A 12,271-nucleotide genomic window follows, 5' to 3' on the forward strand; every position below is an offset into this window, starting at 1 on the left:
TGCGCGACCAGCCCGGCGTGAAGGAGCAGGTCGGCGTCTATCTCGACGAATCGGTGATCTCGCTCTCGCTGTTCACCCCCGATATCGACCTGTTCGATCTCAACCGCGTCGAGACGCTGCGCGGGCCGCAGGGCACGCTGTTCGGCTCGGGATCGGTGGGCGGCACGATCCGCTACATCACCAACCAGCCCAAGCTGGGCGTGACCGAGGGCGCTTTCGAAGCCAACGTCAACATCATCGACGGCGGCAATGCCGGCAGCCACCTCAAGGGCGCGGTCAACCTGCCGCTGGGCGACAGCGCCGCGATCCGCGCGGTCGGCTACTACACCCGCTATGCCGGTTTCATCGACGCACAGGGCCCGGGCGGGGGCGAGAACGTCAATGACGGGGAGCGCTACGGCGGCCGCATCGCGCTGACCTTCGAACCGAGCGACAACCTCTCGATCACCCCGCGCGTGATCTACCAGAAGATCGAGGTCGGCGGCTTCAACCGGCAGGAGATCTACAACCTCTTCGCCAACCGCTTCACCACTACGCGTCCCGCGATCACTCTGGGCGAGCGCGAGCAGTTCCTGCTGCTGCCCGAGCGCTTCGAGGACGAGACCTTCATCGCCGACCTCACTGTCAAGATCGGTCTGGGGTCGATGGATCTGACTTCGGTCACCTCCTACATCAATCGCGATATTCTCGTCAGCCGCGATGCCAGCGCGCTGACCGGCTCGGTCTCGGTCGATCTCGGCTTCCCGGCGGCGGGCGTGGCGCTGGCCTCGAATCTGCGCGACACGACCGACCTGTCGACCTTCACGCAGGAATTGCGCCTCGCCTCGGATTACGACGGCCCGTTCCAGTGGCTGATCGGCGCGTTCTATTCCGACGTGGAGCGCGATTACCGCCAGCGCCTGCCCACCCCGGGCTATGACGCCTTCACCGACGCGGTGCTCGGCGCGGGCACCTCGGCGGCGGTGGCGAACGGTTTCCCGGCCAATTCGCCGTTCAATTCCGACCTGCCCTTCGACATCGAGCAGTTCGCGATCTTCGGTGAGGCGACCTACGACATCACCGACAGCCTGACCTTCACCGCGGGCGGGCGCTACTACGATTTCGAGGAAACCCGCACCATCACCACCGGCGGCCTGTTCGCCAATGGCGATGCGGGCGTGGTCGACACCACCGCGTCGGACGGCTTCACCCCGCGCTTCCTGCTCAGCTACGCGGCGAGCGACAGCGTGACCATCAACGCGCAGGCCGCGCAGGGCTTCCGCCTCGGCGGGGTCAACGACCCGCTCAACACCCCGCTGTGCAATGCCCAGGATCTAGCGCTGTTCGGCGGCTTCCAGGACTACGACGACGAAACTCTGTGGAACTACGAGCTGGGCGTGAAGACGCAAGGCGCCGGCTTCACCTTCAACGCCGCTGCCTTCTACAACGACATCAGCAACCTTCAGGTGACGCTCGATGCGGGTAGCTGCTCGTCGCGCATCGTGTTCAACGTGCCCGAGGCTTTCGCCGCCGGGATCGAGGCCGAGCTCGGCTTCCAGCCCGCGCCGGGGCTGAATTTCGACCTCTCGGGCAGCTACATCAAGTCGGAGTTCAACAGCACTCTGCCCGGCGCGCTCGCCAGCGCCACCGGGATCCGCGACGGCAACCGCCTGCCCTCGGTGCCCGAATTCCAGCTTTCGGCGAGCGGCAGCTACGAATGGGATCTGGACGAGAGCACCACCGCTTTCATCAGCGGTTCGTTCCAGCATGTCGGCTCGCGCTTCACCCAGCCCGCCGACCAGGAGAACAATCCGCGCACCTTCGTCCATGGCCTGCCCTTCGGCGGCGCGCCGGCCGATGCCTCGACCACGGTCGATCTGGAGCTGCCCGATTACCAGCTGGTCAACATCAGCGCCGGGGTCGAACTCGACCGCGGGTTGTCGCTGACGGCCTATGTCACCAACCTGTTCGACGAGAACCCGCTCCTGTCCTTCGACCGCGAACGCGGCGGGCGCGCGCGGCTCGGGTTCAACATCGGGCAGCCGCGCACCTTCGGGGTGACGGCGCGCCAGACGTTCTGATCGGGAAATGCGGCGGCGGGCGGCCTCGGCCGCCCGCCCCCTTCTTCAGCCGTGCCCCATCCCGCGCGCGGTGCGGGACAGCGCGACCACCTGCGCGCTCGGCATCGGCTGGGCGCGCAGGAAGCCCTGCCAGTAGTCGCAGCCTTCGGCCGTGATCGCGGCGCGCTGGATCTCGTCCTCGATCCCCTCGGCATAGACCGCCAGGCCCAGCGCTTTCGCCAGCGCGACGATCGCTCGCAGCACCGCGAGTGCGGTGGTATCGGCCGGGACGCCCTCGACCATGGCCTTGTCGAGCTTGAGCGCATCGAGAGGAAGCTCGCGCAAATAGCGGAAATTGCAGAAGCCCGCGCCGAAATCGTCAAGCGCGGTGCGGAAGCCGAGCCCGCGCAGGGCCTTCAGCGCGCTTGCGGCTTGCGCGAGGTTCCTGAGCAGCAAATCCTCGGTGATCTCCAGCATCAGCCGCTGGGGCGCAATGTCCGAGCGCCCGATCAGTGCGGCGAAATCGGCGGCGAAGCGCGGGTCGCCCAGTTCCTCGGGCGTGATGTTCAAGGACAGGGTGAGCGTCTCTGGCCAGGTCGCCGCGTCCTCCAGAGCGCGGGCGACCACATGGCGCGAGAGCGGCGCGACCAGCGCAGCACGCTCGGCGACGGCGAACAGGTCGCGCGCGCCGATCGCCCCCAGCGTCGGGTGCCGCCAGCGCGCCAGCGCCTCGGCCCCGGTCAGCGCGCCGGTGAGGCACGAGAATTGCGGCTGGAACAGCACCTCGATCTCGCGCCGGTCGAGCGCGCGCAGCAGGTCGGCCTCGAGCACGCCCGGTCGGACACCGGGCAAGTGCCCGCGGCTCGACGGCCTTCGCAGCGATGTCGGACCCTGTTCCATCATCTTCCTCTTTGCCCGCCCCTCCTTAACCATTGATCGCGAAGCTGCCTCGCATCAATTGCAATCCGAGCCGATATGGCACATCAGGGCAACCGCCTGGAGCGGCGCCGGGGATAAGCGGAAAAGCGGGGCTTGGCCGGGCCTGAGGGGGAAGAATGGCGAGCAATGGCATGACCTATCAGCGCCTCGCGCTGCTGGCCTCGGAGACCGAGCGCGCGCAGGAGGCGCGCGCGGCGCTGCTGCCGCAATGCGACTGGGCGCCGCTGGCCGAGGCCGATGCCGCGGTGGTGCTGGGCGGCGATGGTTACATGCTCCAGGTGCTGCACGCGATGATGGACGCGGGCCGCGTGATCCCCGCCTACGGGATGAACCTCGGCACGGTCGGCTTCCTGATGAATCGCTACGACAAGCGCGCGGCGATCGCGGCGAAGGTCAACAAGGCGCGTCACTGGACGATTGCGCCCCTGCGCGTCGAAGCGGTGACGCAGGACGGCGAGACCCATGTGCTCTCCGCCATCAACGAGATATCGCTGCTGCGCGAGACCCGCCAGACCGCCAAGATCGAGGTCACCGTGGGCGACCGCGTGCGCATCCGCGAGCTGGTGTGCGACGGGGTGCTGGTGGCGACCCCGGCGGGCTCGACCGCCTACAATCTCTCCGCCCAAGGCCCGATCCTGCCGCTCGACAGCAGGATGCTCGCCCTCACCCCGATCAGCCCCTTCCGCCCCCGGCGCTGGCGCGGGGCGATTTTGCCCGACCGGATGAAGATCATTCTGAGGGTGCTCGAGCCAGTGAAGCGCCCGGTCGCTGCGGTCGCCGACCAGAAGGAGCTGCGCGACATCGCCGAGGTGCGCCTCGAGATCGCGCGCGACTGCGACCTGACGCTATTGTTCGACCCGGGTCAGAGCCTCGAGGAGCGGATCGTCGCCGAGCAGTTCGTCACGGCATGACCCTTCCCCACGCCCTCCAGCGCGCGATTTCATCGCTCACCCGGCCTGTCGGCCGCTTCGCTGCGGGCGCGCGCCAGGATTCCTGGGCCCCCTTCCGGTCGCTTTGCGGCCGATCGGAGGATGATGCCTGAGGCCATTCAAAACCCCCTTGCAATCCCCTCGCCTGCCCCATATAGGCGCGCCTCTGCCAGCGGTTTCGGCCGCCGGTTGCTCCCCGATAGCTCAGCGGTAGAGCCCTCGACTGTTAATCGAGTTGTCGTAGGTTCGAATCCTACTCGGGGAGCCATCTTCTTCCAGATCGGATCACCGCCCCCGCGGGCACCCTAGTCCTTGAAGGGAAAAGGGGGGAGCGTGCCGAGTTCGTCTTCGCCGCGCTGCCCGCGCGAAAGGCGGCGACTCAGCCGGGCGTAGAGCGACTTGGTCACCAGGCCGCGCACCGTCACCGGATCGAGCGGCGTGGTGAAGGTCAGCCCCGCATCGGCCTCGCCGACCCAGGTGACATAGACCCCGATCGGCTCGAGCCCGGTGATCTTGATCTCGTGAACGAGGTCGCGGGCGAGCGTTGGCGCCGAGAAGGTGCGTATCTTGCAGCCTTCTTCCGAGATGTCGGTGATCTTGACCGCAAGGGTGAAACCCGAGGAATCCGCCAAGTCGGCATCGAGCTCGACACCGCGCCGCAGGGCCCAGCGGCGCTCGGGCGGCTTGGCCTCGTCCGTGCCGCCCGGCGCCGGATCCTCCGCGCCGTGCTGCTCCTTGCCTGTCATCCGGGCCTCCCCCTCACGAGCCACCTTGACGGAACGCGACTGGACTAGTGTCACAAAACCCGATCCATTACACTTAAATATGATAGTTCCGCGCGATTGCCTTCGGCGCAGCGCCCGCTACATCTTGGCGGCGTGACCATCGTCCTCACCACCGCACTCATGTTCCTGATCGGCTATGCCAGCCAGCGGGCAGGCGTTTGCATGGTGCGGGCGATGCGCGAGGTGATCGACAAGCGGCGTCTGCACCGGCTCGCGGGCTTCGCGCTCGCCGCCTCGGCAGCAATGGTGGTGATGGGGCTCGCCGAGTGGCTCGGCGCCAACCCCTTCATGACCATCCTCGGCGCACCGCCCGGCCGCCTCGCCGTCGCGGGCGGCGTGCTGTTCGGGCTCGGCTCGATCCTCGCGGGCAACTGCGCGATGGGATTGCTGGCAGGTCTGACCCGGGGCGAGTTGTGGCACATCGGCGCGATCGCGGCGATGTTCGTGGCGGCGCTGCTGCTCGGCCCGAGCATGTCGAGCGCGGTGCTGATGCTGCCCGCGCATCCGCCTGTGCCCTCGCCGCTCACCGGCCATGTGGCGCTCGCGCTGACACTGGGCGGCACGGTGGGCGTGGCGGCCGCGACCTATCTCTATCGGCGCCTGGGGTGGCACCGCCCGAAAGGCGGCTGGTCGCCATTGATTGCGATGGGAGTGATCGGCACCGCATCGGGCCTGCTGTTCGCGCTCGACCGACAATGGGTCTACACCAGCCGGATCGCCGAGATCGCCTATGGCCGCAGCTTCGCGCTGGGCGCACTGTTCGGGCTCGCCGCGCTGATCGCGGGGATGACCGCCGCGACGATCATCGGCCGCACCTTCCGGCTGCGCGGCGGCAATGCACGGCAATGGCTGTGTGCGCTTCCCGGAGGCCTGCTGATGGGCGCGGGCGCGACGCTGGTGCCCGGTGGCAACGACGCGATGCTGTTCACCGGGGTGCCGCTGCTGCTGCCCAACCTCTTGGCCGGCTACGCGAGCTTTGCCGCGACCCTCGCGCTGGCGCTGCTGATCCGGCGGCAGGCTGTGCCGATGGGGGCCTAGACGCTTACACCCCCGCCAGCAACCGAACCCCCACCACGCCCACCAGCAGCGCGGTCAGCCAGCGAATCCACCGGGGCGGGAGCAGGCGCGCGGCGAACAGGCTACCCACTTGTCCGCCAACCACCACCGCGATCAGCAGCGGCAGGCTTGCCCCCAGCGCTGCACCCAGCAGGCCGGGGCCGTTCTTGACCATCTGCCCGGCAAGGCCGAACAGCGAATTGACGAGTATGAACAGGCTCGCGGTCGCGGCAACCCCGCGCGCCTCGTGCCAGCGCGCCAAGTGCAGGAGGGGCGCGAGAAAGATCCCTCCGCCGATCCCCACCAGACCCGCGAAGTAGCCGACCGGTGCGGCGGCGAGCGGCATCCAGCGGGCAAAGCGCGTCTGCCCGCCCTCCCCGTTCTCGCGCACGGGAGCCAGCATCGTCAGCGCGGTCAGCACCAGGCTTGCGCCCAGCAGCGTGAGGAAGGTCGCCTCCTTGATCGGGGTCAGCCCGCCAAGGAAGCTCGCCGGCGCGCCGAGCGCCACGATCAGCAGGGCTTTCTTCCACGGCGTGATGCCGGCGCGGGCGAAGCGGATGCTCCCGCCGGTCACCACCACGATGTTGCAGGCCAGGCTGACCAGCGGCAGCAGGCGGTAATCGAGCCCGGATAGCGCCAGCAGCGCCGAATAGGTCGACCCCCCGCCGAAGCCGACGCTGGCATAGAGCAGCGCCGTCACCGCAAAGGCGAGCGCGAGCAGCACGGGAACCGCGCCGATCATCGCCCTGCCCCCTTACCCGCGCGCCGTCGTCAGACGCTCTGCGCCGCCGCGCCGACCGCGCCGTGGCAGTGCTTGTACTTGTTGCCCGAACCGCAGGGGCACGGCGCATTGCGGCTGATGTCGAGATTGGCGAAGGGGTTGCTCGGATTGACCCCGCCCGGCCCGAAGGCCGCGCGCGGCGAACCGGCGAGCGAGCCGAACAGTTCGGGACGGCTTTCCGACCCATCGCCATCGGCCGAATTGTCGAGCCCGGTCAGCGGATCGATGTGCCCGGTGAGGAAATCGGGAAGGTCGGGCAGCGCCTGCACCGGTGGCTGCTCGAAACGCAGCTCGGCGCGGAACAGGATCTTGGTCACCTCCTCGCGCAGCGTGTCGAGCATCGTCTCGAACAGCACGAAGGCTTCCTGCTTGTATTCGTTGATCGGCTGCTTCTGCGCCATGCCGCGCATCCAGATCACCTGACGCAGCGCGTCGAGGGTGGAGAGGTGCTCCTTCCAGTGGTGGTCGAGCTGGCGGAGCAGCACGTCCTTTTCGACGATGCGCCAGATCGAGGCGTCAGATTCGCCCATCTTGGCGTCCATCATCTGGTCGGTGAGGTCGCGCAGGCGCTCCTCGAGCAGCTGCGGTTCGACTTCGTGCTCGGCAAGCCAGTCGTCATAGGGCGGTTGGAAGCCGAACACCTCCTCGGTGCGTGCCTTCAGGCCGTCCACGTCCCACTGTTCGGGGTAGGAGCCCGGCGGGCAGGCAGCACCGACGAGGGCGTTGATCGTGTCGTGGCGCATGTCGACCACGACATCGTCCACCGCCTCTGAGTCCATGATCTCGGCGCGCTGTTCGTAGACCACCTTGCGCTGGTCGTTCATCACGTCGTCGTATTGCACCACCTGCTTGCGCATGTCGTAATTGCGCGCCTCGACCTTCTTCTGCGCGGTCTCGATCGCCTTCGACAGCCACTTCGAGCCGATCGCCTCGCCATCCGCGAGGTTCGATTTCATCATCTTGGAGAACAGCGTGTCGGGGCCGAAGATGCGCAGCAGGTCGTCCTCGAGGCACAGGTAGAAGCGCGACAGGCCCGGGTCGCCCTGGCGGCCCGAGCGGCCGCGCAGCTGGTTGTCGATGCGGCGGCTTTCGTGACGCTCGGTGCCGAGCACGAACAGGCCGCCCGCGGCCTTCACGCGCTCTTTCTCCTCGGCGACTTCGGCGCGGATGCGGGCGATGGCGGCATCGCGCTCAGGCCCCTCGGGCATATCGGCAAGCTCGTCATTGATCCGGAACTCGACATTCCCGCCGAGCTGGATGTCAGTGCCGCGGCCCGCCATGTTGGTGGCAATGGTGACCGCCCCGTAGCGCCCCGCCTGGGCAACGATATGCGCTTCCTGCTCGTGGAAGCGGGCGTTGAGGACGGCGTGCCGCACGCCCTCCTTGTCGAGATACTGGCTGAGCAGTTCCGACTTCTCGATCGAGACCGTGCCGACCAGCACGGGCTGGCCGATCTGCTGCTTTTCCTTGATCGCCTTGGCGATGGCGCCGAACTTGTCGGCGGTGTTCTTGTAGAACTCGTCCTCCTCGTCGATCCGCGCGACGGGCAGATTGGTCGGGATCTCGACCACGCCGACCTTGTAGATGTCCCAGAATTCCGCCGCTTCGGTGGCCGCGGTGCCGGTCATGCCGGAGAGCTTGGGATACATGCGGAAATAGTTCTGGAAGGTGATCGAGGCGAGCGTCTGGTTTTCCGGCTCGATGCGCACGCCTTCCTTGGCCTCGACCGCCTGGTGCAGGCCGTTGGACCAGCGGCGGCCGTCCATCATGCGGCCGGTGAACTCATCGATGATGATGACCTTGCCGTCCTTGACGATGTAGTCGGTGTCGCGCTTCCTCGCGAAGTTGGCGACCAGCGCCTGATCGAGGTGGTGGACGACCTGGGTGTTCTGCGCGTCGTAGAGGTTCTCGCTGGCCAGCAGGCCCTTCTCGAGCAGCAGCTTCTCGACCTCTTCCAGCCCTTCTTCGGTGAGCTGCACCCGCTTCACCTTCTCGTCGATGTCGAGCCATTCGACCGGGATCTCGCGCGCTACCTGGTCGAGCTGGACGTAGAGCTCCGACTTGTCCTCCGTCGGGCCGGAGATGATCAGCGGGGTGCGCGCCTCGTCGATCAGGATCGAGTCCACCTCGTCGACGATCGCGAAGTTGAACGGGCGCTGCGCCATGTCGGCGCGGCTGTGCTTCATGTTGTCGCGCAGGTAATCGAAGCCGAATTCGTTGTTGGTGCCGTAGGTGATGTCAGCGTTGTAGGCGTCACGCTTCATTTCCTCGGGCATGCCGGGGACGATCACGCCGACGCTGAGGCCGAGCCAGTTGTAGAGGCGCCCCATCTCCGCCGCGTCGCGCCGGGCGAGGTAGTCGTTGACCGTCACGACATGGACACCCTTGCCCTCGAGCGCGTTGAGATAGACCGCCAGCGTCGCCATCAGGGTCTTGCCCTCGCCGGTACGCATTTCGGCGATCTCGCCCCGGTGGAGCACGAGGCCGCCGATCAGCTGCACATCGAAGTGGCGCATCCCAAAGACGCGTACCGATGCCTCGCGCACCGTGGCGAAGGCTTCGGGCAGGATGTCGTCGAGCTTGGCGCCGCCGTCGATCAGGCCGCGCAGCTTGTTGGTCTGGCCCTGCAGCTCCTCGTCGCTGAGCGCCTGGATCTGCGGTTCCAAGGCATTGATCTGCGCCACGATCTTGCGCGCGGCCTTGATGTAACGCTCGTTGGCCGAGCCGAAGACGGACTTGATGACGGAATTGAACATGGGAGGTAAGCCTTTGATTCCGGGGCAACCGCCCGATTGCGGGGCGGCGTGCGTATCTGTTCTGGGGATCGCGCGCGGCCCTCGCAGGGCGCAGCACGCTGGGATTGGGGCAGGTGCGAGCGAAGGCGCCTATTCGTAGGCGCGCTCGATCCCCATCAGGACGGGCAGACGCAGCGATTCCGGCACGGGCGGCGGCGGGCATTCGCATTCGGCTGCGCGGGTGGCGCTGATCGTGGCAGGCGCGGGCTGCGCGGCGACGCTCTCGCTCGCGGATCGTTCGTCCCCGCTCGCCGCAGCAACGCTCGTCGAGCACGCCAGCGCTTCGGCCAGCGACGCCTGCGCCGTGCCGCCGAGCGCGACAAGGCCAGTCAGCAGGGCCAGCAGGGCAAGAAAACGCCGGGTCATGATGCCTTCAGATAGAGCCTAAGCGCCACTTCGTCCACCGCCATAGCGCGATAAGCTGTGCGAGAGCTTAATTGCCACGCGCGAACACCCGTGATTGCAGCGCTATCGTTTGCCCATTAGGGGCGCATCCCATGCAGATCGATCCCTCGCCCCTCGCCCGCCCCTTCCCCGACCTGCCGCCGATCGCGGGCGTCACCCTTCGCGTGGCGCGGGCGCGCTACAAGACGTGGGACCGCTGCGACCTTACCCTTGCGGAAGTTCCCGAGGGCACCAGCGTCGCGGGCGTGTTCACCAAAAGCGCCTGCGCTTCCTCCGAAGTCGAACTCGGGCGCGAGGCGGTGAAGCTCGGCCGCGCGCGGGCCCTGATCGTCAATGCGGGCAATTCCAACGCCTTCACCGGCTGGCGCGGGCGCGCGGCGGTCGAGGCGATTCGCGCGCAGATTGCCGAGGCGCTGGCCTGCACGCTCGACGAGGTGTTCGTCTCCTCGACCGGCGTGATCGGCGTGCCGCTGCCGGTGGACAAGGCGCAAGCCGGGATCGCAGCCGCGCTTACGGCCGAGCCGTGCGGGTGGGAGGATGCGGCGAACGCCATCGGCACCACCGACACCTTCGCCAAGGGCGCAGGCGCGAGCGCGATGCTGGGCGGCGTGCGCGTGGAGCTGGCCGGGATCATCAAGGGCTCCGGCATGATCGCCCCCGACATGGCGACCATGCTCGGCTACGTCTTCACCGATGCCGATGTCGCCCCCGGCTTCCTGCAGGAGGCTTTGGAGCGCGCCAATGCGCAGACCTTCTCCTGCATCACGGTCGATGGCGACACCTCGACCAGCGACACGGTGATGGTCTTCGCGACCGGAAAGGCGGGCAACATGCGGATCGAGAGCTGGGACAGCGTGGGCGCGGACGCCTTCGCCGCAGCCCTCGCCGATGTCTGCCGCCAGCTCGCGCAGCTGGTGGTGCGCGACGGCGAGGGAGCGCGCAAATTCGTCACCATCCGTGTCTCGGGCGCCGCGAGTGACGACAGCGCGCGCCGCATCGGCCTGGCCATCGCCAATTCGCCGCTCGTGAAGACCGCAATCGCTGGCGAGGACGCCAATTGGGGCCGCGTGGTCATGGCAGTCGGCAAGGCGGGCGAACCGGCCGACCGCGACAAGCTCTCGATCGCCTTTGGCGGCGTGTGGACAGCGCGGAACGGCGTCCCGGTCGAGGAGTATGACGAGGCCCCCGTGGCCGCGCACTTGAAGGGCGAAGAGATCGACATCGCGGTCGATCTCGGCCTGGCCGATGGCCGCGCCACGGTGTGGACCTGCGATTTGACCCACGGCTATATCGCCATCAACGCGGATTACCGCTCTTGAGCCTGTCCGCCCTCGACGCCGAAATCCGCGACCTGATGCGCTTTGCGGCACAGCGCTCGATGCTGCCGCGCTTCCGCAATCTGGCGGCGGGCGAGGTCGAGATGAAGGGCGCGGACGATCCCGTCACCATCGTCGACCGCGAGGTCGAGGCCTTCCTCACCGAAGCGCTCACCAGACTCGCCCCCGGTGTCGCGGTGGTGGGCGAGGAAGCCGTCCACGCCGACAAGGCCGTGCTGGGTCACCTCTCGGGCCAGTGCTGGATCATCGACCCGCTCGATGGAACCGCCAACTTTGCCGAAGGCAAGGAGCCCTTCGGCATCATCGTCGCGCTCGCCGACGCGGGCGAGGCCGTGGCGGGGTGGATCTACGATCCCCTGAAAGACCGCTTCTGCCACGCAAGGCGCGGGGAAGGCGCTTTCGTTGACGGCGAGCGGATCGCCGCGCGCACGACGGGGCAGGCACCGCCGGTTACCGCCGTCAGCCGCATTTTCCTCACACCCGAAGAATCGGCGATGGTGGATGCCAAGCTCGCGTGCCACTACACCCTTGTCGACATCCCGCGCTGCGCAGCCGAGCAATATCCGCGCCTTGCCCTCGGCCAAAACGACATCTCGAGCTTCAAGCGCACGCTCGCGTGGGATCACGCCGCGGGCGTCTTGTGGCTGAACGAGGCGGGCGGCAAGGCGGCGCGGCTCGATGGCAGCGCGTACCGGGTCGACCAGCACGAAGCGCCCGGATTGGTGGGGGCGTCATCGCCTGCGATCTGGGATGCCTTCGTCGCGCGGGTGCTGGCCTGATCAGCCGTCATCCCGGGCCTGACCCGGGATCGCTTACGGCGAGCGACCCCGGATCAAGTCCGGGGTGACGCTTTCGTCAAAGCTCGCTTTCGAGCCATGCCTTGAGCTGGCTCTTGGGCGCTGCGCCGAGCTTCCTCGCCACGACTTCGCCGTTCTTGAACAAAAGCATCAGCGGGATCGACTGGACGCCCATCTGGCTCGCGATGTCGGTATTCTCCATGATGTCGATCTTGGCGATCTTGACCTGGCCCGCAAGCTCCTCGCTGATCTCCTCCAGGGCGGGGGCAATCATCTTGCACGGACCGCACCAGTCGGCCCAGAAATCCACCAGCACGGGGGTGTCGCTGCCGAGGACATCCGCCTCGAAGCTCGCATCGGTCACATTGACGGTCGCCATATCCTGTGTCTCCTTTGGCCGGAGCATAG

General features: G+C 67.4%; 11 protein-coding genes and 1 tRNA gene. 6 read left to right on the forward strand and 6 right to left on the reverse strand.

The annotated features are described in order from the left end of the window. Window positions 1-2,060, forward strand: a 2,060-nt coding sequence (locus AX692_RS06925; protein WP_073973048.1) for a TonB-dependent receptor, incomplete at its 5' end; no start/stop codon positions are given. Window positions 2,061-2,105: 45 nt separating this feature from the next. Here the strand turns inward: AX692_RS06925 and AX692_RS06930 are convergent. Further along, the gene (locus AX692_RS06930) at window positions 2,106-2,870 is read right to left on the reverse strand and encodes an EAL domain-containing protein (protein ID WP_230959473.1); all 765 of its coding nucleotides are present in this window, start codon (window positions 2,868-2,870) and stop codon (window positions 2,106-2,108) included. 239 nt (window positions 2,871-3,109) lie between these two features. Between AX692_RS06930 and AX692_RS06935 the strand changes: the two genes are divergently transcribed. Both AX692_RS06935 and AX692_RS06940 read left to right on the forward strand, forming a co-directional pair. After that, window positions 3,110-3,889: an NAD kinase gene (locus AX692_RS06935; RefSeq protein WP_073973070.1), complete on the forward strand. Its 780-nt coding sequence runs from the start codon at window positions 3,110-3,112 to the stop codon at window positions 3,887-3,889. Between the two features lie 211 nt (window positions 3,890-4,100). Further along, window positions 4,101-4,175: transfer RNA gene (locus AX692_RS06940), tRNA-Asn, on the forward strand. A 37-nt stretch (window positions 4,176-4,212) separates the two neighbouring features. Here the strand turns inward: AX692_RS06940 and AX692_RS06945 are convergent. Beyond that, on the reverse strand, window positions 4,213-4,653 hold the full coding sequence (locus AX692_RS06945; protein ID WP_073973049.1) for a hypothetical protein: 441 nt from the start codon (window positions 4,651-4,653) through the stop codon (window positions 4,213-4,215). 132 nt (window positions 4,654-4,785) lie between these two features. Between AX692_RS06945 and AX692_RS06950 the strand changes: the two genes are divergently transcribed. Continuing rightward, window positions 4,786-5,730 carry a YeeE/YedE thiosulfate transporter family protein gene (locus AX692_RS06950; RefSeq protein ID WP_073973050.1) on the forward strand — a complete coding sequence of 315 codons (945 nt, stop codon included), beginning with the start codon at window positions 4,786-4,788 and terminating at the stop codon, window positions 5,728-5,730. Window positions 5,731-5,734: 4 nt separating this feature from the next. On the opposite strand, the gene AX692_RS06955 is transcribed toward AX692_RS06950, so the two are convergent. The 3 genes from AX692_RS06955 to AX692_RS06965 all read right to left on the reverse strand — a co-directional run bounded on the left by AX692_RS06955 (window position 5,735) and on the right by AX692_RS06965 (window position 9,690). Beyond that, a complete protein-coding gene (locus tag AX692_RS06955) occupies window positions 5,735-6,490 on the reverse strand; it encodes a sulfite exporter TauE/SafE family protein (RefSeq protein WP_073973051.1) in 756 nt (251 codons plus the stop codon). A gap of 29 nt (window positions 6,491-6,519) precedes the next feature. Beyond that, window positions 6,520-9,285 carry a preprotein translocase subunit SecA gene (gene secA / locus AX692_RS06960; protein ID WP_073973052.1) on the reverse strand — a complete coding sequence of 922 codons (2,766 nt, stop codon included), beginning with the start codon at window positions 9,283-9,285 and terminating at the stop codon, window positions 6,520-6,522. A 129-nt stretch (window positions 9,286-9,414) separates the two neighbouring features. Continuing rightward, window positions 9,415-9,690 carry a hypothetical protein gene (locus AX692_RS06965; RefSeq protein ID WP_073973053.1) on the reverse strand — a complete coding sequence of 92 codons (276 nt, stop codon included), beginning with the start codon at window positions 9,688-9,690 and terminating at the stop codon, window positions 9,415-9,417. Between the two features lie 131 nt (window positions 9,691-9,821). Here AX692_RS06965 and argJ point away from each other — a divergent pair, with 131 nt between their 5' ends. Both argJ and AX692_RS06975 read left to right on the forward strand, forming a co-directional pair. After that, complete coding sequence (gene argJ, locus AX692_RS06970; protein ID WP_073973054.1) at window positions 9,822-11,048, forward strand: bifunctional glutamate N-acetyltransferase/amino-acid acetyltransferase ArgJ; 1,227 nt, start codon at window positions 9,822-9,824, stop codon at window positions 11,046-11,048. Window positions 11,049-11,050: 2 nt separating this feature from the next. Beyond that, window positions 11,051-11,845, forward strand: a complete 795-nt coding sequence (locus tag AX692_RS06975) for an inositol monophosphatase family protein (RefSeq protein WP_230959476.1) — start codon at window positions 11,051-11,053, stop codon at window positions 11,843-11,845. Window positions 11,846-11,921: 76 nt separating this feature from the next. On the opposite strand, the gene trxA is transcribed toward AX692_RS06975, so the two are convergent. Beyond that, window positions 11,922-12,242, reverse strand: a complete 321-nt coding sequence (trxA, locus tag AX692_RS06980; RefSeq protein ID WP_073973072.1) for a thioredoxin — start codon at window positions 12,240-12,242, stop codon at window positions 11,922-11,924. Window positions 12,243-12,271 lie beyond the last annotated feature (29 nt).

The sequence above is a fragment of the Erythrobacter donghaensis genome, assembly GCF_001557325.1.
GTDB lineage: Bacteria > Pseudomonadota > Alphaproteobacteria > Sphingomonadales > Sphingomonadaceae > Erythrobacter > Erythrobacter donghaensis_B.